Raw genomic sequence first — 22900 nt, forward strand, 5'->3', positions numbered from 1 at the left:
GTAGCTCATTGTTGCGATACGCTCGCCTGCAGGATTTCGATCATTTCGGCGTGACATCGCTCTAGATAATCGCACCGCTCCCGAACTTTTTTGCGATACTCGGCGCGGGCGGTTTCATCGGTGAGCAGCGTTTTTACCTGCTCAAGCACACATTCGGGATCAAAGGTGTTCACGTTGTGCACCCAGGGGGACAATCCGGCGTCTTCAAACGCCGCGAAGCCCTTGCGCTCGTAGGCAAGATGGATCACATAATGCCCCGCCTGCAACGCCATCAGGGCCGCGTGCAGACGCACCGCCACCACCACTCGAGCGGGGTATTCGGGCCCCTGGCGTAAGTATTCCGCGGGGGTGATTTCCGCCGCGCCGGTCAGCGAGCGCTGCACCTCGGTATCGTTATTGCCGCCCACCGCGCTTTGGATAAAGCCCACCACGGGGATATCACTTTGGCGCAGCCGGGCATACAATTCCCGCACGCCGGGCGGCAGCGATCCGTGCACCGCGCGCGCCGTAAACACCACCGTATCGTCCACATCCACCTCGGAAAAACCACGCACTGCCTGGGTAAATTCGGGTGAAGTCAAGGCCAGGTCCGGCAGGCGCACGCAGTTGGATTGGCGGATTTCGGCTAGGGAGCGGGCGTCGCGAAGCATGTAGCTGGTGATGCGCCCCACGAGGTAGCGGAACAGATACGCCGAGCCGCAACGAAACGGGCCAATGCTTTGCGGAAGGTACACACTGGGGGTACGCGCGGCCCCGGCGGCGAAGATTTGCGGGCCCATGACAAGCAGCGTTTTCGCCATCTCCACGGGGTGCCCGGCGCGCAGGCAACCGCCGCCGACGCCGACGATAAGGTCGTAGCTGTTGAGGCGTCGCAACACGCGCAGGTACTCTCGGTTCCACCCGCTGCGACCGGGCTTGGCGCAATACACGGGGATGCCGAGATAGGAAAAGCTTTCGGGATAGGATGCGACCATTTCAAGCTGGACATCGGCGCCGAAGGCTTCGCGCAGGAGTGCGATTGAGCGGTCGACAAGCAAGCCGTCGCCGCGGTTGTGGGCGCTGTACGCATGAAGCACAAGCACTTTCGGACTCATCGCTGAATCAACTCCTCGTACAGGCGGTGATGCGCCGCCACGCTCTTGTCCCAACTGAATTGCTCGGCCCAGTGCCGCCCCGGCGTGACCACATCGCGCAACCAGGCGTCGTCGCCAAAGTACCTCGTCAACGCCGTTTCGATGGCGCTGGCACCCACATCCTCGATATGCCCGGCGGGGCCCGCGACATCCCGCAACGAACCCCGGCGCGTGGCCAAGACCGGAGCCCCCGCCGCCATCGCCTCCAATACGGGGAAACCGAATCCCTCGTACAAACTCGGGAAAATAAAGGCGCGGCAATGTTGCAGCAAATACACTCTGTCTTGATCCGAAACGAAACCGAGGCGGACGGTATTCGGGCTTTCCGCAATGCGCTGTTCAATTCCTTCGGCGTTCCAGGCGGTGCGGCCCGCCACCACGAGGGGGATTTCCAGGTGGTCCACGGCGTTGACGAGTTGGATAAGGTTCTTGCGCGGTTCCACATTGCCGAGGTACAACAGGTATTCGCTTGGCAGCTGTTCGCGCACCTCGCTGGTGCATACCGTCGGCGTGGCAAATTGCGCGATATCAATGCCGTGGGGAATCACGTGGATGCGCGCGGCGTCGAGGCCGAATACCTCCTGCAGGGTTTCGCTACTAGATTCGGATACGGTGATAAGCGCGTCGGTGCATCGGATCGCCGCACGCACCCTGGTGCGCCACGTCGCCTCCTGCAGCGGATTGCGCACGCCCTGCGCCACCGCGCTGGCAACCCCATGCACCGTTACCACCGACGGGCGCCGCACCGGCACCAGGGGGCCCGTGTCCGCGCTATAGTGCACCAGCTCGCCTGCCTTGGGTTTTGCCAATGCGGAGCGTTGTTCCAAAAGCGCTGTGATCGCCGCCTTGGAATGGTAGGGCAAGGTGGCCACCTGCCATCCGTAGCTTGTGATGCCGGATGCGATCGCCCGGGTGTAGGTGGTGTTGCCGCCCACATTGCGTTCTAAAATGCGCCCTGGATAAAAGACCTTTTTCATGGCTGTTCCTCAACGAGTTCGTAATACTGTTTCATCGCGATGTGGTACCTGTGTCCCGCCGGCAGCTGGTGATGGCGCCGCGCCTTTTCCTGCGGGGGCGCCTCGCGCGGGGGTGTGCTCCCCGCCGCCTTCCAAAGATCGAACACAAGCCACAGCACCAGCAGGCCCAAAAACATGGGCACGCTGCGCCCCAAGGTGAGATAGGAAATCCGCGGCAATTCCATAAACGCGAAGCACAAAATAGGCACGATGAGCAAGGACAATAAATGCCCTCGCGCGGCCTGCCGGAATAGCACGGTGGTAAGGAACGCCAATACAAAGAACACCACTATGACCGTGGTCAATGAAAGTTCGCCGACGAGCGGAAATACGGTTCCGATATTGGTCAAGGTGGGGTTTGCGGAGGTTTCCAATTGCAGCGCCCACCATTGGTCGAACGAAGTTCCGTCTACGGTATCCACCCCGAACGGCTCCCCGGGGAAATTGTAGAAGGCGTAAAACGCGGTGTGCTGTATGCCCTTTTCGTTGGCGATGCGGCCGTAAAGCGCGCCGTTATTCGTGGCGGTGGCGTAATAGGAGATAAACCGGCTGGCAATATAGCCCACGAACGTTTGGTCGGTCTCCTGGCGGACAAAGGCCCACGAGCGAAAATATTCGCCAAGCGCAAAGAGCCCGAAGACCACCGCCACGGCCACCACGGGGAACACGCGGATGACCATGCGGCGCGCATAAGGCCACCGCACGCGGGCCGGCAGCAGGGCCACCGTCAGGATGATGGCGGGCACGGCCACCTCCAAAAACGCGATGCGTTCCGCATAGAACAGGAAGCGCACCAGGGAAAGCAGCAGCACCGTGATAATCAGGATCGTGGCCCGCTTGCCCGTCAGCCGGGAGCGGACGATGCCCAGCACCGCCACCAAGGTGCCGCATTGCGTAAAGGTGGTCACGCCCGCGGTGGGCTGGGCGTTTTTCTTTAGCTCGGAGATCGCCCCGGGGTCGCCCTGCACCACGGCCTGCAACGTGCTGATGGTCAATCCGCTCTGCACCGCCTTGGCGATCCACAGCGCATAGCCCGCCACGGTAAGCGCAAAAAACGCGTACAAAAATACGGTGACAATGCGGGTGCGCAGGAAGCGTTGGGTCTGTTCCAGATACGGGGCCGTGGCGGCGGGGCGCATGACCACGCAGCGGCCAACGATGCCGCCGCACACCGCGGCCACCAGGATGCCCACCACGATGGGGCCGTCGGCCGGGGTGACGTGCTGGGCGGTCTTCCACATTTCGTATTGGCTCGGCCCAACGAACAACACCACGTATGCCACCACGCACAGGCTGATCAACATCAATACCATCGGATTGGCCCACCAGGGGAATTGGATCCGCTGGTGCTCGGCCACGGGCAGCTTAGGCATCTTCGGACCCCCTGCGTAGCTGCGGCAGCCGCGCGCTGACCACCACCACGGTGAATCCTATAATCATGCCGAGGACGGTGCCGGACACCGGCCAATCCGCACCCACTCCGGCGTAATAGGCGGTTATGCCCGCCGGTTCCGTGGGCGCGATGCCGGTGTCTAGGTACACGGACCCGCGGTGCTGGTCCAGGTATTGCTGCATGGTGACAAAGACACGCACCGCCACCACGGAGCTAATCCGGGGGTCCTTGGACGTGACCCGCAGCGTGATGGTCCGCGCGGCGCGGGTGGCGGTGCTGGTCACCTCGAAGGAGTCCTCGGCCACCCCGGAATTGGCCACCAACAGCCGCTGGAAGTCCGGGGACTCCACCGCGCCACCCAAAAACACCGTGTCATCGCGGGTTTTTCCAAGGGCGATCAGGCGCTGGTGCTCATCGGGATCCTCGATGCGCGGATTGGTCACCAGGATTTTCGTATCCACCACATAGGTGATGTCCCGGGTGCGCAGATACGATTGCCCGATTTCCCACCCGGTAAGCGCGAACACCGGAATGCACAACCAGGCCACCAGCCGCACGGCGATGCGCTGCCACCGGGCGCTACCAAAATCATTGTTCCACCAGCTAAGCAGCGCCTTAAGGCGCGCCGGCCGCCGCAAAGCTTCGCGTAATTTCATAAGGCGGTAGCGAGTTCGTACGCGCGGATCAGCGCTTGTCGCTGGTTTTCAAAGGTATGTTCCGCCAAGAGCGGGTCCCAATACCAAGCCAATGGCTCGTTCAGGTCGAGTTGGGCGAGCACTTTCGCGGCGGCCTGGTCCGCGTCGTCGAAACGCGCGCACGTGGGGCACTCGCGCAGCGGAGCAATATCGGCGACGATGGTGGGCACACGGGCGGTAATTGCCTCAAGGATCACCATGGGGAAGCCGTCCCAGCGGGAGGTGTACAGGAGCATGGACAACGCCGTGATGCGCCGCTGCAATTCCTCGCTGCTCAGCCAGCCCGTCACGTGGACGCCGGCGGCGGTAAGGCGGATGCGCTGCTCCTCGTCGCCGTCGCCGATCCATTCGAATTCGACGTCGGCGCGCTGTTCGCGAACGCGCCGCACAATGCTAAGGAAACGCTCAGGATCGCGGTATTCATTGATGCGCCCCACCATGCCAACCACCTTGCGCCCCGCACACGCTTGCCATTCGTATCGACGCGCCGGGTGGTCCAGCGGCAACGCATTCGGCACCGTGACCACGGGGACCCGGCCGTTCAAACGTGCAAGCAGGTCGCGCTCGTGCACGGAACAGGCTGCAAACACATCGGTATTCATGGAAAGCAGCTTTTCCACGGCATGCAAAAGCGCCCGTTTGGGCGGCGAGAAATCCGGACGTCCGTACGAAATCGCGTGTGGGGTATACACCACGGGAACCTCCGAACCCAGCGCCCCCAGCCGCGCATACACCCCAGCGTACGAGGAGTGTGCGTGCAGGACATCGGGCCGCAATTCGTGCAATTGTTTGGCCACGGCACGGATCGCCCGCGCGTGGTTATGCGGCAGCTGAATGAATTGTTTGCTCCCCGCCACGGTGCGCATGGCAAGGTTGTGCCCGCGCCGAGAATTTCCAAGCACAATGTGCTCCAGGTTCGGTGTCGCCTTCACGTAGCCTTCCAGGGCGGTCAGAACGCCTCCGGCGAGGCATTCCGCCACATGTAAAACCCGCATGTTTTCCTTCCGTGTCGCCGCCACGCCGTCATCTTGCGCGCAATACTGCATAGTAAAACTAAATGGGCTTCTAAAGGAAATCTAATAGATGCTTATTAAGTTGTGAACATGACACGGCCGAAAAAGCAGTTTTCTCAGGAAAACGCATATACATTCAGTAGCAGCAGGCAAGGAAACGGGCGCGAAAGAGTCGCATATATCACAATCGCTACCGCCCCCGAATGCGTCATTGCTTGCGCAGCGCCACCGCGGCGACCACCGCGCCGATGCCCACCATCTCCGCCACGCTCAGCACCTGGCCGAGCGCCACCGCCCCCAGCAGCGCGGCCGTCAACGGCAGCAGGGCGAGCAGCACCGCGAAATAATCGGGGCTGGTGATGCGCAGGATCACCTGGTCCAAGCTGTATGGGATCACCGCGCTCAGCAGGCCGAGGCCCGCGGCAAGCGCGAGGAGCTGCCACGTGGCCATGCCCACGCCGTGCTGCGGCCAGGCGAGCACGGCCAGCGGGATGGCCAGCACGCCGGCCCAGCAGAAGCTCACGGCCAGGCTGTTTTTCGAACGTTCTTTTGCCACGCGGGCGCCCACCACGATATAGAGGGCCCACAGCGCGGCGGCGAGCAGGGCGAACAAAACCCCGTAGGCGCTTGCGGACCATTGCGCCCCCGACAGCACCAGCACCCCGCCGCCCGCAAGCACCAGCGCCAACCAATCGCGCACGCTACGGCTCCCCCACGCGGCCACGGCAATGGGGCCCAAAAATTCGATCGCCACGGCAGTGCCTAGGGGCAGTTCCGAAATCGCCTCGTAGAAGGCCATGTTCATACCGAGCGTGACCACGCCGAAAACCGCAGCTACAGCGCCCGCGCGCCCGAAAAACTCGGCGATCTTTGGGCGGCGCAGCACCAGCAAGAGCAGGCCGGCGGCGGCGATGCGCAGCCAAGCCACCACCGACGGCGGCAGCACATCGAACAAACCTACGGCTACCGCAGCGCCGGCGTACATGGACAGCCCGGACACCACCATCAGCACCGGCGCGGCGAAACGTTGACCCATAGCGTCCCAGTGTAACTTCCCGCTTAGCGACGCCGCGCCCTTACGGCACCTCTAAATCGCCGACGAACAGCGTGACGAACTTCTTATCGAACACGACGGGATACCCCATAAACCCACCGGCATTGGTCTGGCTGGCAATCACCGCGGCCTTCAGCTGCCGCGGCGAACCCGTAAAGTACATTTCCGTGCCCGGATCGGGCTCCACCTCTTCCCCCTCGCAATAGCGCAGCACCTCGCGGTAGGTGTTCGGGCCCACGTGATCGAAGTAGAACGTGGATTCGTAGCCGCCGGTAAAACACTGCCGCGCGGGATCGAACACAAATACGCCGTCGGTGAATTCCTGCCCGGCGCGGGCATCCAATTCCTCCGTGGTAAGCGTATCCGGGATATCCAATTCGATATCTTCGCCCGCGCGCGCGGTACCGCTGAACCGGCCCGCGCACACATGGGCCTTGCCGCTCAGCTGCGCATAGCCGAACACCTGCGCCCCGCCTTCCACGGCGGCCAGGCCGGAAACCCATGCGTGCCCAAATATGCGGGCGCTGCCCAGCACCTGCGATTGCCCGAAGGCGCGCGCATTTTCGAACACTTGCGCGTCTTCGTGGATCCAGGATTGGCCGGCAACCTGAGCATTGCCAAATACCTGCGATTGCCCGGATACCCAGGCCTGTTCCGTCACGGTGGCGTGCGTAAACACGCCGGCCATGCCGCCCACGCGGGCCCGCCCCTGCACCGAAGCGCAACCGAACAATCGCGCGTGGTCGCCGACCCAGCACTCGCCGAACACCCGGGCGTTTTCAAAGACGCGCGCGTCGCCCGCCACGGTGCACGGATTGGGGCCGGATCGCCACACCGTCGCATTACCGAACACCTGCGCGGAATCCGTGATGTCCCCGGACACCATGGCATGGCCAAACACCTTGGCGGTGCCGGATACCTTCGAGCGCCCGCGCACCTGGGCATGCTCGTACACCTCGGCCTCCCCACACACCACGGCCTCGTCGGTGATGGTGGCATCGCCGTACACTTTCGCATCGTCGGCGACCCACGCGTCGTCGGAAAGGTTTTCGTGCTGCTCCACCCAACCCCCGAGCACGCCGGGGAGCACGCCACAATGCCGCAAGAATTTCAGGGCCCGAATGCGGCGCAAGGTCCGTCCACGGTATTCGCAAGTTTCGCCAGTCAATTCAAAATGCGCCATCGTTGATTCCAATCTCCAACGTCTCTCCACTGCGCGGCCACAGACGCAAAGCCACCCGTGCCGTTCCCCCAAACTACCGCCCTTGCCTGCGGTGTGGCGCGACCGCTACCCCCAGCCCTCCCGAACCCCGGGCCGCGTGTATGCGGTGCCCGGGGCCAATGCGAACTACTCGGCTGCCACTTTTGCCAACGTGGCAGTGACGCCTTCGATGATATCCAGACCCGCGATGGATTCGTCCGTGATTGCGAAGGAAGTGGCCAGCACCTCGCCCGCGATATAGTCCTGGTGGCGCTGCGCCCACGCCACCTTATCCGCAGGCACGCTCACCGTGACGGTAATGCGGTCCGAAACCTCAAAGCCGGATTGCTTGCGGGCGTCCTGCAGGCCGCGGATCAGGTCCGCCGCCCACCCCTCGGCCTCGAGGGCTACGGTGACATTACGATCGACGAGCACAAGCCCGTCCACACCTTCGATTTGCGCGGTGCATTCGGGGTCCGCCACCACGAGGCGCTCGGTGAATTCGCCTTCCTGCAGTTCGATACCATCGGCGATTACCGCGGCGTCGACACGCTGATAATCGCCGGCCTTAACCGCGCGGATGGCGCGCTGCACGTCCTTGCCCAGGCGCGGCCCGGCCACCCGCGCATTCACCACCACTTCGAAGTGCCCGATGGCGTCAACATCGTCGGTAAGCACCACTTCCTTGACATTGACCTCCTCCTTGATGATGTACGCGAACGGCTCCAGGCGCGCGGACTCCGGCAGCGCCACCGTCAGCTTCGGCAGCGGCAGGCGATTGCGCAATTTGTTCGCCTTGCGTATCGACGACGCGGCGGAACAGACACTGCGCACCTCGTCCATCGTGCGCACCAAGGCATCGTCCGCCGGGAACTCGGAGGCCTTCGGGTAATCGGCCAAGTGTACGGAACGCTCGCCGGTGAGCCCGCGCCAGATCACCTCCGTGGCCATGGGCAATAGCGGCGCCGCCACGCGGGTCAGGGTTTCCAACACCGTGAACAGGGTGTCGAATGCCTCGGGGTATTCCTCGTCGCCGGCCCAGAAGCGATCGCGGGAACGGCGCACATACCAGTTGGTGAGCGCGTCGCAGAACCAGCGCACCTCGTCGCACGCACGGGCGATATCGGAGGCGTCCAAAGCCTCTTGGCACGCCGCCACAAGGTTGTGGAGCTTGGCCAAAATATAGCGGTCGAGCACATTGGTGGAGGCGGTGGACCACCGCGCGGGCTTGCCGGAATACAGCTGCAGGAAGGTGTATGCGTTCCACATGGGCAGCAACGCCTGGCGCACGCCTTCCCGGATGCCCTGCTCGGTGACAATCAGGTTGCCGCCGCGCAGGATGGGGCTGGACATAAGGAACCAGCGCATCGCGTCGGAACCGTCGCGTTCGAACACTTCATTGACGTTCGGGTAGTTGCCCTTGGACTTGGACATCTTCAGCCCGTCATCGCCGAGAACGATACCGTGTGCGACGACCTTCTTATAGGACGGGCAATCGAAAAGCGCGGTGGCCAGCACGTGCATGGTGTAGAACCAGCCGCGGGATTGGCCCGAGTATTCCACGATGAAATCCGCCTGGTTGTGGGTATCGAACCAGTCTTTGTTTTCGAACGGGTAATGCTTCTGCGCAAAGGTCATGGAACCGGACTCGAACCAGCAGTCCAGCACCTCGGGGACACGGCGCATCATGGACTTTCCGGTCGGGTCGTCCGGATTCGGGCGCACCAGCTCATCGATATAGGGGCGGTGCAGCGAGGTGGGACGAACGCCGAAATCGCGCTCCAGTTCGTCCAGCGAACCGTATACGTCTACGCGCGGGTACTCCTCGGAATCGGAGACCCAGACCGGGATCGGGGAACCCCAATAACGGTTGCGGGAAATGTTCCAGTCGCGCGCACCCTCCAGCCACTTGCCGAACTGCCCGTCGCGCATATGTGCGGGCATCCATTCGATCTGCTCGTGGTTGAGCTCCACCATGCGGTCGCGGAACTTGGTCACGGCGACGAACCACGAGGGCAGCGCCATATAGATCAAGGGTTGCCCAGAGCGCCAGGAGTGCGGGTAGGAGTGCTCGATGGTCTCGTGGCGCAGGACGCGGCGTGCCGCCTTGAGATCGCGGATGATGTTCTTGTTCGCATCGAAGACCAGCTGGCCCTCGTAGTCTGGGACCAGCGAGGTGAATTTGCCGTCCATGTCCACGGGGATAACAAGTTCGATATCCTCGGCGGCGCAGGTGTTTAAGTCGTCCTCACCGAAGGCGGGTGCCTGGTGGACGATGCCGGTGCCGTCCTCGGTGGTGACATAGTCCGCGGCAAGCACGCGGAATGCATTGGGGTGGTCGCGGAAGAATCCGAACACCGGTTCGTAGGTTAGGCCGACGAGGTCTGCGCCCTTATGGGTGGATAGCACCTCGTACTCGCCGAGCTCCTTGGCGTAGCCGCCGACGAGGTTTTCGGCCACCAAGAACCGTTCGCCAACAAATTCGGATAGCCCGCCGGGGCCGGCCTTGACCACCGCATAGGACACCGCCGGGTTCACGGCCAGCGCAAGGTTGGACGGCAGGGTCCACGGGGTGGTCGTCCACGCTAGGGCGTTTACCCCGATAAACTCCTCCGGCCCGCCGGTGATGGGCATGGTAACGGTGAGCGCGGGGTCTTGGCGCATCTTGTAGGAATCGTCGAGGCGGGTTTCCTGATTAGACAGCGGCGTGTGCTCTGCCCACGAGTACGGCAGCACGCGAAAACCCTGGTAGATCAGGCCCTTGTCGTACAGGGTTTTAAACGCCCACATAACGGATTGCATGAACCCGAGGTCCATGGTCTTGTAGCCGTTTTCGAAGTCCACCCAGCGGGCTTGGCGGGTGACGTAGTTCTTCCACTCCTCGGTGTATTCGAGGACCGACTTGGCGCAATATTCATTGAACTTTTCCAGGCCCATGGCCTCGATCTCGCCCTTGTCCTTGATGCCGAGTTGCTTTTCGGCCTCCAGTTCCGCAGGCAGACCATGGCAATCCCAACCGAACACACGGGCTACCTTCTTGCCGCGCATGGTTTGGTACCGGGGAATGATGTCTTTGACATATCCGGTGAGCAAGTGGCCGTAGTGCGGCAGGCCGTTCGCAAAAGGCGGACCGTCGTAGAACACGAATTCCGGTGCGCCATCGCGCGCATCGATGGAGGCCTGGAAGGTTTTATCCGCCTCCCAAAACTCGAGGACGCGCTGTTCCATGTCTGGGAACCGGCTGGAACCCCCCGTAAGATCGACGCGGGGGTACACGCCACCAACTGCCATTTTGTTCGTCTCCTTGCAAAAAGTTCTGTCACTTATTGCTGGGACGCACCAAAAAGCGCGCGGTACCACCCGGCTTGAGTGTGTGCAAAACACTCCACTTCGTTTAAGGGTCTATCACGGTCCCACCCGTCCGGTTCTACTGAGCACACCCTCGTGCCGTTCTTCCGAAAGCTCCCCGGTGATTGCCGGATCATCGCCACTTCCGCACACTAGCTTAACGCCTAGTGCGAATCACATCCCAAATCCACAGGACAAAGCCTATTCCGGCGACCAAAATCAGCAGATACGACCAGATGTCGGATTCTGCCTGCACTGCTATGACCAGCAGCACCAGCGCGACCAGTGCGACCAGCACTGCGGCTATGAGCACCCCATTCTCCTTTCGCGCGGAAAGGCCCTACAGCGCTTGCTGAAGGGCCGGGTCGCGTCGCGACTAGTTATCGTCGGCACCGTGCGGTGCCGCAGTGCCTCGAGTAGATAGCTCTTCGAGCTGGCTTTCGAGGTAGGTCTTGAGGCGAGTACGGTACTCGCGTTCGAAGGTACGCAGCTCTGCAATGCGGCCTTCCAGCGCGGCCTGCTGCTTCTTGACGGTAGCCATGATCTCGGTGTGCTTACGCTCAGCATCCAGCTGCAAGGCGTTTGCTTTATCCTCAGCTTGGCGGATCTGCGCCTCAGCTCGTTCGGTGGCCTCGAGGATCATAGATGTGGAGTCCTGCTTAGCCTTTGCAAGCATCGCCTCGGACTTCTCAGTGGCGTCAGCGACCTTTGTAGAGGCTTCACTGTTCGCGCGGGAAATTGTGCGCTCAGAGGCGACGTTAGCTTGCGCAACGGTACGCTCTGCCTCGGCGCGTGCGGTTTCCAACATATTGTGGGATTCCGCGCGGGCATCGCTGGTAAGGCGATCCGCCATTTCTTGCGCAAGGCCCAGCACGCGGGCAGCCTGCAGGTTCGTATCGGCGGCGGGCTCGGGGGCCTTATGCTCCTCAACCCACTTGGCCTGCTTAGCTTCGTATTCGGCACGCAATTCGGACTCAAGCTCCGCGCGAATGCGCTGACGGATCGCGGCTTCGTCAACCTGGGGAACGGCAGCAATGGGGGCGGGTCCACCTCCCTGGGCGAGCTCTGCGCGGAGTTCGTCGACCTGCTGGCGCAGATCATGATTCTCTTCGTGAAGCTGGCCGAGGGTGTCTTCCACCAGATCGAGGAACTGGTCGACCTCGTCCTCGTTGTAGCCACGCTTTCCAATCGGCGGCTTGCTGAAAGCCACGTTGTGCACTTCAGCTGGAGTCAGCAGCATGGACGGTTCCCTTCGCGTGTCGATTCAAAGCCCCGAATGAGAGGCCCTTTAGCTTCAGGGGGGACCCTAAAGCGCTTTGTTCAGATAGTCGCAAGTGTAACCCAATTGAAACCCTTGCGCACTGCATTACATAGCTCATTGTTCCCTGAATGCACGTGATTGACAACTGAAACCCGTAAAGATGGTGCACAAGATAGCAGCTGACACGCACACGATAGTCACCATTTACCCCCGAATAGTCCCCCCGAGTAATTTTAATAACCCCTGCTCAGGAGCATCTGAATCAATTGAAGGCCAAAAAACAGCACCAAAACTGAAACGTCTAATGCAACAGATCCCATACGTACGGGCGGGATCACGCGACGCAAAGCCTTCACCGGCGGGTCTGTGATGACGAAAATGGGTTCCGCTATCATCACGAACCAACGAGGGGGACGGAAATTACGCGAGAAGGATTGGACCATCTCGATAAGAATGCGCGCTATCAACAAGAAAGTAAATATTTCAATGATGAGCGATAGCGTTAAAAACAGGTAGTTCACCACACCGAGCCTAACGCAAAAAGAGGGCCACCACGAAAGCAGACGTACGTGGTGACCCCGACGGGAAAAGGTGCCAACAAGCTATCGGATTGCACGCTCTAGTTCGATGGTGCTCACGGACGCGCCTTCCGGAATGATCGCGAACACTCGGCTATCCAATTGTCGCATGGTACCGCGCAAGGCAAAGCACAGGCCAGAGGCGAAATCCACGATCCTTCGAGGGATACCGCTAGCCGCCCCACCCATATCGAACACCACGGCGTCGCCATCGCGGAATGGCTCGGCAACCGCAGTGCAATCATCGAACGTCTGGGTGCGCACATACACGATGTTCGGGGAGTAGGAACGCGATACGGTTTCGCGGTAGGAGTAGCTTTCTGCCGGCTTGTACGCTGCGCCACTGCGGGGGTCCGCGGCGTACTCATCCTCGTAGTATGGTTCCTCAGGCGCGTCGAGGCCGAAAAATTCCTTGAACTTCTGCAACTGCGACATGGGGTCGTAATCCTTTTCCGTTGTGCAACATTACGTTGTGCGTCATTTGCTTGTCCTACGGTAAATCGCGCGGCCCCATGATGCCGGTTCCGACACGCACGATTGTCGAACCCGCGAAAATTGCTTGTTCTAAGTCCTGCGACATTCCGGCGCTAAAATCCAGAGAATCTCCATAACAAGCGCACAATTTAGCAAACATGCGTTGCGCGCTATCAAACATATGGTCGCCTACCGGCAGAACGCACATAAGTCCGACAAATTCCAGAAATTCGGCCTCTGCGATCCACTCCGCCAACGGTTCCACAGCAGCCTCTACTGCCCCACCACGCCCGGGGTCACCATCAATGCTCATTTGCACCATGCACCTCAGACGCCCCTCGCGTTTACTTGTTTCAAGCGCAAGACCAGCGCCTTTATTGAGCGCCTGCGCGAGCTTCAACGAATCCACGGATTGCACGGTGTGCGCCCACCGCGCCACGGAGTTCGCCTTTTTCGTCTGCACCTGACCGATCATGTGAAAATTCATGCCCGGTAGCGCAGCCGCTTTCTCGCGCGCCTCCTGATCGCGATTCTCCCCGACTTCCCTAAAACCCAACTCGAACAGCAACTCGATATCTTCTATTGGGCGAAATTTAGTTACCGGGAGTAGCTGAATCTCTTCCGCATCCCGCCCCGCCGCCGCAGCCGCCCGCGCAATGCGATCTCGAACGAGTGTGAGATTTGCTACCAAGTCATCGCGGCGCGTCATTGCAGCCACACCAAACCGGCCTGGCGCCCGGTAACACCGTCACGACGATACGAAAACATTGTTTCCTCTTCTATAGTGCACCTCGGGTCTGCGTCGATCGCACGCACCCCAAGGCTCAATAATTGCCGCACAATTCCCGCCCGCAGATCCAAACCGCAGCTGCCGCGTTCCGTGGTGGTCTTCGTTCCCGGCAGCCGCGCCTCCACGTCATCGGCCATCGCCGGGGGTACCTCGTAGTGCCGCCCAGAGGCCGCGGGGCCGATCAGCGCGTGGATCTGGTGCGGGGTTGCACCTAGCTCAACCATCTTGGATATCGTTTTGGCCACGATGCCGTTACGCGCCCCCATTCGCCCGGCGTGCACCGCCGCCACCACGCCCGCTTCCGTGTCGGAGAGCAGCAGCGGCACGCAATCCGCGGTCAGCACGGCCAAGGCGAGCCCTTTGCAGCGCGTCACCAAAGCGTCGGTGGCCGCCACCGGACCCGCCGTCACCGGACCGTCCACCACGGTCACATTATTGGTGTGCAGCTGTTCCATCCACACGATTCGCTCGGGCGGCAGCCCTAGGACCCGGGCCAGCCGCGCCCGGTTTGCCGCCACCGCCTGCAGGTCGTCGCCGACGTGGTCGCCGAGGTTAAAGGAGTCGTATGGAACGCGGGAAACCCCGCCTGCTCGGGTGGTAAACACCTTGCGGACGGGGCGTTGCTCAATTGCTTCCATCTAGCGCAGGAAACTCGGTACGCCGAGGTCGTCTTCGTCGTTATTGCGCGAGTCATTGCCCGTAAACATGCCGCCATGCTGCAGCCGGTTGCGCGCCTCACCCGCCCGCGCTTCGTAGGTGCGGGGCGCGGGTGCAGGTTGATGCCGCTCCTCCTCCACGTCAGGGAACAAGGATTCGCGGGGCGCCGGCGTGGGATTGTGCTCAGGCTCCTTATCGACGACCGCGTCCGCCTTCTTGTTTAAGTGGGTCACCGTCCCCGCATTGGTAGCGGGATCGAACCCAGCTGCGATCACGGTAACGCGGATTTCATCGCCCAGGTTGTCGTCGATAATAGTGCCGAAGATCAGGTTCACATCATCGTCGGCGAGTTCCTTGACGCAATGCGCCGCCTCGTTGACCTCCTGCAGGCCCAGGTCGGAGCCGCCGGCAAAGGACAAGAGCACGCCCTTGGCGCCCGCCATGGTGGATTCCAGCAACGGGGAGTTTACGGCCTGTTCGGCGGCGGCACGCGCGCGGTTTTCGCCACGGGCCGAACCGATACCCATCAGGGCGGATCCGGCGTCCTGCATCACGGAGCGCACGTCGGCAAAGTCCACATTGATCACGCCGGGGGTGGTGATCAGGTTGGTAATGCCCTGCACACCGTCGTGCAACACCTGGTCGGCGTTGCGGAAGGCGTCTACGAGCGACATGTTCGGCTCGCCGAGCTGCATCAGCCGATCGTTGGGGATAACAATGAGGGTGTCGCAGACTTCCCGCAGCGCCTCGATGCCCTCCTCGGCCTGGCGCGCGCGCCTATTGCCTTCGAAGCTAAACGGCCGGGTCACCACGCCAACGGTCAGGGCGCCGAGCTTTTTGGCGATATTGGCCACCACGGGGGCGGCACCGGTTCCGGTACCGCCGCCTTCGCCCGCAGTTACGAATACCATGTCGGCGCCGCGAAGGGTCTCCTCGATTTCGCTCTTGTGATCTTCTGCGGAGGTGCGGCCCACTTCCGGGTTTGCGCCTGCGCCTAGCCCGCGGGTTGCCTCGCGACCGATGTCGAGCTTTACCTCGGCATCAGAAAACATCAGCGCCTGGGAGTCCGTATTGACGGCGATAAATTCGACGCCTTTCAACCCCTCTTCGATCATGCGGTTTACGGCGTTCGCGCCGCCACCGCCGACACCGACAACCTTAATCACGGCGAGGTAATTGTTCGGAGAGGTCATATGAGGTTGACTCGCCTTTCTTTTACGATGATGAATGCTAGACATTCCTACAACCATGTAGGGACCTATTTATCATCGGTGAAAACGCCCAAAAATTGGCGGACATTTCGGGGCGTGTCGGTACATTCAACCTCTACTTTAAAGTTGCTGAACTGCGGAAACGCTACTTTACGGTGACCTGAATTGGGTCACTCACATTCCAGTGCTGGCCCTCCCGGCCCAAGACAATGCGGGTGGCAACCGCTTTATCCTCGTTGTTTTCCGGCGCGCCCCACACCACAGTGCGCCCATCGTCGAACACAAGTGTGACCTCATACGGGCCCGAAACCTCAAAGGCCTCGACCTGCCCCCGAACATCCCCCAAGGCGTCCAAAATTTCGCTCAACTTGCCGAATAATTTCTGATCGTCCTCATCGGTGCCCCGAATCTCCACCGAATCCTCCGGCGGCGTATCGATCAAAAAAGCGGTTCCGGTGGTATCCACAAGGTGATCGCCATCCTCGCGGTGCACGTACATCACCGCCGTGCGTTCCACCACATCAACCACGATCGTGTCGGGCCAGGAACGCGAGACCGTCGCGTTGGCCACCCATGGCAGCGTGGCCACATCGTTGGCGGCGCGGTGCGCATCCACGCTCGCCAGCACATCCCCCTCGCGGATCTTGGTGGCGGCCACCACATCGTCCGCACTGGTGACCGATTGTCCGTGTACCTCGAAGCGCTGCACGGTAAACAGCGGGGTAAAAAACACGGCAATCACCGCAGCGACAATAACTATCACTGCGGCGATAACGTACAGGAGTTTTCGATTCAACCGTTTCAATGGAGTTCGTTCAGTATTTCTGGTCCGAGCATGGTCACGCTTCCGGCACCCATTGTAAGCACAAGGTCTCCCGGCTGAGCGATCTCCGCGACACGCCTCGGCACATCAGAAAAACTCTTGACGTAGTGTGCACCAATAAGATCGCTAATAATGCGACCGTCCACACCCTCCACGGGCTTCTCTCGTGCACCAAATATATCCATGACTATGACCTCATCGGCCGCCGACAAAGCCTCCGCGAATTCCTTATGGAATTCGATTGTGCGGGAATACAGGTGCGGTTGAAACACCACCACGACGCGGCCCTGCGCCCCGTTTTCCGCGCGCTCGGATTCCAGCTTTTCCCGCGCCGCCTGCAGCACCGCGCGCACCTCGGTCGGATGATGCGCGTAATCATCGATCACCCGCACCCCGGCGTAATCGCCATGGGTAACCACGCCGCGGAAATCGAAGCGCCGCCGCACCCCGGTGAAACCGTTCAAACCTTCGGCGAGCCGCTGCGGCTCCGCACCGACCAGCGTGCCGGCCAGAAACGCCGCCGTGGCGTTTAAGGCCATGTGTTTGCCCGGCACCCGCAACCGCACCGGCACGGCACCATCGGCAGTGACGATGTCAAAGGAACAGCCTTCGTGGGTGGCGGTAAAGCCCACCACGCGGGCGTCGCACTCCTGTGCGGACCCATAGGTAAGCACCCGCACGCCCCGGGCGCGGGCGCGTTCCCCGAGCGCCTTGGCGTGCTCATCATCCTGGCACACCACCAATGCGCCCTGCTCGGTAATGCATTCGCTGAAATCATCGAATACCTGGAAGTACGCCGCGGGGGTTTTAAAGAAGTCGAGGTGATCCGGCTCGATATTGGTCACCACCGCGACCGTCGGGCTATAGCGCAGCAGCGAGGCATCGGACTCGTCGGCCTCCGCCACGAAGCAATCGCCGGTGCCCTGGTGCGAGCTCATGCCCGCCTTGCTCAGCTGCCCACCGATGGCAAAGCTGGGGTCCAGCCCGGCGGTTTGCAGCGCCACCACCGTCATCGAGGTGGTGGAGGTTTTCCCATGGGTGCCCGCGATAAGCACTTGCCGCGAACCTTCCATGAGTTCCGCCAGCAGGTCGCTGCGCCGCAACAAGGGGATGCCCGCCTGCTGCGCCGCCACCAGCTCCGGGTTGTCCTTGGGGATCGCCGTAAAGGAAATGACCACCGCGGTGGGCAATTCGCCGGACAGGGTCAGGTGTTCCGCCTGGTGCCCCACCGCGATCTTTGCACCCATGGAACGCAGCGCCGCCAAGGTGCGGGATTCCTTGACGTCGGAGCCGCTCACCTGCGCCCCGCGGGCGAGCAGGATGCGGGCAACGCCGGACATGCCGGCACCGCCAATACCAATAAGGTGTACTCGAGAAAGGTCAGTCATGTTCCTCTAGGTTTTCTTTCGTCTGTAGGATGCGCGAAGCGATTGCCTCGGCGGCGTGCCCCAGGCCACTGCGCCGGGCGGCATCGATCATGCTGTCGTGGATCTCCGGATCCCCAAGGATCGCATTCACCTGCGTGGCCAACCCCTCGGCGGTAAGATCCGCATCGTAGATCAAGGTGGCACCGCCGGCGTCCACCACCGGCTTGGCGTTCAGGGCCTGTTCGCCATTGCCGTGCGGCAGCGGCACATAGATGGCGGGGATCCCGGCGGCCGTCACCTCCGCCACGGTCATGGCCCCGGCCCGGCACACCACCAGGTCCGCCACCGCATAGGCCAAATCCATGGTGTCAATGTACGGCACCGCCACATAGCCCTCCCGGGCGGGCGGGGCCTCGTTTTTGCGCCCATAGGCGTGCAAGACCTGAATGCCGGCTGCGGTGATGCTTTCCACCGCATCGGCGACCGTAAGGTTCAGGGAACGCGCGCCTTGGGAACCGCCCGTGACCAATAGGGTTTGCTTGGCGGGATCTAAGCCCCATTTGGCGTAGCCTGCGGCGCGTTTGTCTGCGGACTGCGCGCCGGAAAGGTTCGCGCGGATCGGCACGCCCACGACGTCGCCACGCATGCCGGAACCGGCGACGGCGTTGAGCCCCGTGCCGCCCATCCACACGCCCAGCTTATTGGCCAGCCCAGCGCGCGCGTTTGCCTCGTGCACAAAATACGGTATACCCAGCGTGCGGGCGGCAACATAGGCCGGCGCCGCGACGTAACCGCCGAAGCCGATCACCGCATCCGCGCGCTGTTTGCGCAGGATTTTCCGGGTCTGCCGCACGGCCTTAAGCACCCGCAAAGGCAGCAGCAGCAGGTCCAGGTTGAGCTTGCGGGGCACCGGCACGGGATCGATAAGGTTCAGCTCGTAGCCGCGCTTGGGCACGAGGTCGGTTTCCAGGCCGCGGGCGGTGCCCAATGCAGTGACGTCTGCCCCCTGCGCACGTAGTGCATCCGCTACGGCGAGTGCCGGCTCGATGTGTCCTGCGGTACCGCCACCCGCCACAACGATGTTCACCACGGTTTTGTTCTCCTTCGTCGATTCGCTGGCGTCCTTGCACCGACGCTACCACCACGCGCCGTGACCGGCTCGCCAAAGCGGGGCCTTACCTGCGGCTTCGGGCGGCGTGCATTGGGCGCCATCGGTTCCGGCAAACGCAACAATCGATCCCAGAAAGATCGTCCGTAATTCTGCATATTGGAAATCGCCTCGGGTTCGTGCCGCGCGCAATTAGCCAATAGCCCCATTGCGGCCAATGTAATAATTGCGGAGGTTCCGCCCGCGGAAATCATGGGCAGCTGAATGCCGGTCACGGGCACCAAACCCACCACGTAGCCGATATTGATAAACGCCTGCGCCGTCACCCCAGCGGTTAACGACGCCGCGAGCAAACACTGAAAACGGTTACGGCTCCGCTGTGCGGTGCGCAGCCCAAACCAGGCGAGGACACCAAATAATCCAATGACCATGGCCCCGCCCCACAGGCCTAATTCCTCGCCGATAATGGCAAAAATAAAGTCGTTTTTCGCTTCCGGTAAGTAAAACCATTTCGCGCGAGATTGGCCGAGGCCCACGCCGGTAAGGCTGCCATCAGCCAGCGACAAGAAACCCTGATAGGACTGAAACGCCTTGCCCCGGGTGTCTTGGAAGGACCCAAAGAGCGCGTCAAAATACACGGTGAAACGGTCCGAACGGAAACCGCCGCGCATGCTGATAAGCAGCAGGCCCACACCCACCACGCCGATCGCGCCCACGATCAGCTTGGGGTGCACCCCCGCGAAAAACAGCACGAAACCCACCACCACGATAAAGGCGAGGGCCATGCCCACATCGCCCTGCAGCAGGATCAATACCACCATGCACAGGGACACGCCCAGGTAGCGGAAATGCGAGGAATCCAATGAAGAGGAGGCCTTGGTGCGGTCCGCAAGATACGCCGAACCCCACACCGCGATGGCCACCTTGGCGATCTCGGAAGGTTGGATGCGCAACGGGCCCACCGCGATCCAGGATTGGGAGCCAACCGACTCGCGGCCCGTGCCGATCCCCGGGATAAGCACCAGCAGGAGCAACACGAAAGCCACCACCAACAGCGCCCCCGACCAGCGTTTTATGGTGGCCGGGCGCAGCCGCAACGCCCCCCAAAAGGCGAGCACACCCACCATCACCATGGCGGCTTGCTTACCGGCGGCGCCCCACACGGTATCGCCATCCAGCACCGACCAGGTCATGGAGCTGGAGGTCACCATGATAAGGCCCAAGCCGGTGAGCGCGCCCACCACGATGGTGATCATGTAATAGTCCGTGAGCGGGCGGGCGTTCACATCGCGCGATACCGCTTGCACCTTATCTGCAAGTTTGCTCATGTACTACTCCCAGCGGCAGCTTGGGCGAAAATGGTTCCGCGCTGGCTCATACCCGAATACATGTCCAGGGAGGCCGCAGCCGGGGCGAGCAGCACCACATCACCCGGGGCCGCGATGCGGCGGGCCGCTGCCACGAGCTCCGCCATCGCCTGCTCCGGATCCGTCGAATCGGTGATAACCACCGGAATCTCCGGATTGATTGTAGCCAATGCAGCCGCGATCAGGCCGCGATCCACGCCGAGCAATAGCGCCGCTTTCAACCTGCCGGCGTGCTTTCGAATCACCGGAAGGATATCCGCACCCTTGAGCTGACCGCCGGCGATCCACACCACCGACTCATGCCCCTCCAAGGCGGCGTCCGCGGCGTGCGGGTTCGTCGCCTTGGAATTATCAATATAGGACACCCCGCCGGAATGAAACACCACCTGGCCGCGATGCCCCGAAACCTGAAAACTCGACAACGCCTGCGCGATCGACTCCGGCGGGATCCCCTGGGAGCGCGCCATCGCCGCCGCCGCCAACGCATCCAATACGCCGGCCGAACCGGGCGGGGAAATGCCCGCCACCGGCGCCAACCTGCCGCCGTCAAAGGCGCGGTCCACCAGGTAGCCGTCCACCACGCCCACCTGGCCCGCGGCGGGCTCGCCGAGGGTAAAGCCGATGCAGCCCGCGCCGGCGCGGGCCACCACCTCCGGATCATCCACGCCGATAATGGCGGTGCCGCCGCGCAAGGCCTTCATTTTCGCCTCCGCATAGGCATCAAAACTGCCGTGCCAATCGATGTGATCGTGCGCCAGGTTCAATACGCAGCCCACATCCGGGCGCAATTGCTCCGACCAGTGCAGCTGAAAGCTCGATAGCTCCGCCACCAGCACATCGATGCGCGGATTCGCCGTCAGCGCATCGCCGATGGCCACGCCGATATTGCCCACCGCGGCGGCGCGCTGCGGGCCCCGGCGCATCATCTCCGCCAACATGGCCGTGGTGGTGGTCTTGCCATTGGTCCCAGTCACCACCATCCAGGTGCGCGGCGGGCCGAACACACCGTCCCGATCGAGCCGCCACGCCAGCTCCACGTCGCCGATTACGGGGAGGCCGTTGGCCGCGGCGTCGATAAGCAACGGCGTGTCGGGGCGCCACCCCGGGGAGGTGACCACGCACGTATAGTCCTGCCAACGCACGGCATCCCTGGACACATTCGCCGCACCCGTCGCCTCGCTGACGCGAAACCGCGCGGTCTCATCGTCGTCTACGACGGTAACCTGCACCCCCAGGTCCACCAGCATGCGCGCGCACCCCGCGCCAGAAACGCCGGCGCCCGCGACCAGCACGTGTCCATCAATAATCATCTACACTCCCGCAACGTTAAGCCATTCGGTATAGAACAATGCCATACCGCCAATACACGCCATGGCCGTCATTAACCAAAAACGGATCACCACGGTGGTTTCCGCCCAGCCGCCGGACTCAAAATGGTGGTGGAACGGCGCCATGCGGAAAAAGCGCGTACCCCGCGTGCGGAACACCGCCACCTGAATCACCACCGACGCCGCCTCAATAACAAACAGCGCGCCGATCACGATCATCAGCAGCTCCGTGCGGGAAGCCACCGACAGGCCGGCCACCAAACCACCCAACGCCAAGGAACCCGTATCCCCCATAAAAATCTTTGCAGGCGCCGCATTCCACCATAAAAAGCCCAGGCAGCCGCCCAAACCCGCCGCCGCCAAAATAGCCAAATCCAGCGGATCGCGCACGGAATAGCAACCGGCCTTCACGGCCAATTCGCAGGAATTACGGAATTGCCAGAAGGTCACCATGGTGTAGGCGCCCATCACCATCGCCGTTGCGCCCGCGGCAAGGCCATCCAAACCGTCCGTTAAGTTCACGGCATTGGACCAAGCGCTGATCAAAATGTAAATAAACAGCAAAAACAGGCCCATGCCGAGGATGCTGCCGCCGAAGCTGATATCCAAAATATCAATGTCACGGATAAAGGAAAGGTGCGTGGAACCCGGCGTTAAGCCTTGCTCGTTGGCAAACCGGGTAAGCAGGAAACCGAACACCAGCGACGCCACCGCCTGGCCGATCAGCTTGGCTTTCTTATTCAAGCCCAGGTTGCGGCCCATGGCGAGCTTAATGTAATCATCGGCGAACCCAAGCCCGCCTAACACGAGCGTAAGCCCCAGCACCAGCAGCCCGGACACGGTAAAGCCGCCGTAGCCCATGAGCAGGCCCATAACCCCGGAAATCAGGTAGGCCACGAGGATTCCGGTGAGGATCGCTATCCCGCCCATCGTCGGCGTGCCGCGTTTGCGCAGGTGCGACTTAGGACCCTCCGCCCGGATTTCCTGGCCGATCCCTTCCGCGCTGAACCAGCGGATCAGCACTGGGGTGAAAAAGATCGCCACGAGAAAGCTAATCGCGGCACTAATTAGGATCTGAGTCAC

Annotated in this window: 21 protein-coding genes; all 21 read right to left on the reverse strand. The window is 61.8% G+C overall.

Annotated features, from left to right (window positions below; all coding sequences use genetic code 11):
• Positions 1–5: 5 nt before the first annotated feature.
• The 21 genes from CCANI_RS09365 to mraY all read right to left on the reverse strand — a co-directional run bounded on the left by CCANI_RS09365 (position 6) and on the right by mraY (position 22900).
• On the reverse strand, positions 6–1094 hold the full coding sequence (locus CCANI_RS09365; protein ID WP_146323452.1) for a polysaccharide pyruvyl transferase family protein: 1089 nt from the start codon (positions 1092–1094) through the stop codon (positions 6–8).
• Positions 1091–2110 (reverse strand): glycosyltransferase family 4 protein, encoded by a 1020-nt coding sequence (locus CCANI_RS09370; RefSeq protein ID WP_146323451.1) that lies wholly within the window; start codon positions 2108–2110, stop codon positions 1091–1093. Before CCANI_RS09370 ends, CCANI_RS09365 begins: the two co-directional genes overlap by 4 nt.
• Complete coding sequence (locus CCANI_RS09375) at positions 2107–3522, reverse strand: hypothetical protein (protein WP_146323450.1); 1416 nt, start codon at positions 3520–3522, stop codon at positions 2107–2109. Before CCANI_RS09375 ends, CCANI_RS09370 begins: the two co-directional genes overlap by 4 nt.
• The gene (locus tag CCANI_RS09380; protein ID WP_146323449.1) at positions 3515–4198 is read right to left on the reverse strand and encodes a hypothetical protein; all 684 of its coding nucleotides are present in this window, start codon (positions 4196–4198) and stop codon (positions 3515–3517) included. Before CCANI_RS09380 ends, CCANI_RS09375 begins: the two co-directional genes overlap by 8 nt.
• Positions 4195–5232, reverse strand: a complete 1038-nt coding sequence (locus tag CCANI_RS09385; protein ID WP_186750046.1) for a glycosyltransferase — start codon at positions 5230–5232, stop codon at positions 4195–4197. Before CCANI_RS09385 ends, CCANI_RS09380 begins: the two co-directional genes overlap by 4 nt.
• 226 nt (positions 5233–5458) lie before the next feature.
• Positions 5459–6286 (reverse strand): EamA family transporter, encoded by an 828-nt coding sequence (locus tag CCANI_RS09390; protein WP_246118156.1) that lies wholly within the window; start codon positions 6284–6286, stop codon positions 5459–5461.
• Positions 6287–6326: 40 nt separating this feature from the next.
• Positions 6327–7487, reverse strand: coding sequence for a hypothetical protein (locus CCANI_RS09395; protein WP_146323447.1), 1161 nt, complete (start codon positions 7485–7487; stop codon positions 6327–6329).
• Between the two features lie 165 nt (positions 7488–7652).
• On the reverse strand, positions 7653–10796 hold the full coding sequence (gene ileS, locus CCANI_RS09400; RefSeq protein WP_146323446.1) for an isoleucine--tRNA ligase: 3144 nt from the start codon (positions 10794–10796) through the stop codon (positions 7653–7655).
• Between the two features lie 214 nt (positions 10797–11010).
• Complete coding sequence (locus CCANI_RS09405; protein ID WP_186750044.1) at positions 11011–11166, reverse strand: hypothetical protein; 156 nt, start codon at positions 11164–11166, stop codon at positions 11011–11013.
• Between the two features lie 63 nt (positions 11167–11229).
• Positions 11230–12093, reverse strand: coding sequence for a DivIVA domain-containing protein (locus CCANI_RS09410; RefSeq protein ID WP_146323445.1), 864 nt, complete (start codon positions 12091–12093; stop codon positions 11230–11232).
• A 254-nt stretch (positions 12094–12347) separates the two neighbouring features.
• The gene (locus CCANI_RS09415) at positions 12348–12635 is read right to left on the reverse strand and encodes a YggT family protein (protein ID WP_425457309.1); all 288 of its coding nucleotides are present in this window, start codon (positions 12633–12635) and stop codon (positions 12348–12350) included.
• 81 nt (positions 12636–12716) lie between these two features.
• The gene (locus CCANI_RS09420; protein ID WP_146323443.1) at positions 12717–13127 is read right to left on the reverse strand and encodes a cell division protein SepF; all 411 of its coding nucleotides are present in this window, start codon (positions 13125–13127) and stop codon (positions 12717–12719) included.
• Positions 13128–13182: 55 nt separating this feature from the next.
• The gene (locus CCANI_RS09425; RefSeq protein WP_146323442.1) at positions 13183–13875 is read right to left on the reverse strand and encodes a YggS family pyridoxal phosphate-dependent enzyme; all 693 of its coding nucleotides are present in this window, start codon (positions 13873–13875) and stop codon (positions 13183–13185) included.
• A complete protein-coding gene (gene pgeF, locus CCANI_RS09430; RefSeq protein WP_146323441.1) occupies positions 13872–14594 on the reverse strand; it encodes a peptidoglycan editing factor PgeF in 723 nt (240 codons plus the stop codon). Before pgeF ends, CCANI_RS09425 begins: the two co-directional genes overlap by 4 nt.
• Complete coding sequence (ftsZ, locus tag CCANI_RS09435; protein ID WP_146323440.1) at positions 14595–15806, reverse strand: cell division protein FtsZ; 1212 nt, start codon at positions 15804–15806, stop codon at positions 14595–14597. It abuts the gene before it with no gap.
• Between the two features lie 163 nt (positions 15807–15969).
• On the reverse strand, positions 15970–16620 hold the full coding sequence (locus CCANI_RS09440; protein WP_290211012.1) for a cell division protein FtsQ/DivIB: 651 nt from the start codon (positions 16618–16620) through the stop codon (positions 15970–15972).
• Between the two features lie 5 nt (positions 16621–16625).
• Positions 16626–18035, reverse strand: coding sequence for a UDP-N-acetylmuramate--L-alanine ligase (gene murC, locus CCANI_RS09445; RefSeq protein ID WP_146323438.1), 1410 nt, complete (start codon positions 18033–18035; stop codon positions 16626–16628).
• Positions 18028–19104, reverse strand: coding sequence for an undecaprenyldiphospho-muramoylpentapeptide beta-N-acetylglucosaminyltransferase (gene murG, locus CCANI_RS09450; RefSeq protein ID WP_146323437.1), 1077 nt, complete (start codon positions 19102–19104; stop codon positions 18028–18030). Before murG ends, murC begins: the two co-directional genes overlap by 8 nt.
• Positions 19098–20450, reverse strand: coding sequence for an FtsW/RodA/SpoVE family cell cycle protein (locus tag CCANI_RS09455; RefSeq protein ID WP_246118155.1), 1353 nt, complete (start codon positions 20448–20450; stop codon positions 19098–19100). Before CCANI_RS09455 ends, murG begins: the two co-directional genes overlap by 7 nt.
• The gene (murD, locus tag CCANI_RS09460) at positions 20447–21799 is read right to left on the reverse strand and encodes a UDP-N-acetylmuramoyl-L-alanine--D-glutamate ligase (protein WP_146323436.1); all 1353 of its coding nucleotides are present in this window, start codon (positions 21797–21799) and stop codon (positions 20447–20449) included. Before murD ends, CCANI_RS09455 begins: the two co-directional genes overlap by 4 nt.
• On the reverse strand, positions 21800–22900 hold the full coding sequence (gene mraY, locus CCANI_RS09465; RefSeq protein ID WP_146323435.1) for a phospho-N-acetylmuramoyl-pentapeptide-transferase: 1101 nt from the start codon (positions 22898–22900) through the stop codon (positions 21800–21802). It lies immediately after the preceding gene.

This window comes from Corynebacterium canis (assembly GCF_030408595.1).
GTDB classification, from domain to species: domain Bacteria; phylum Actinomycetota; class Actinomycetes; order Mycobacteriales; family Mycobacteriaceae; genus Corynebacterium; species Corynebacterium canis.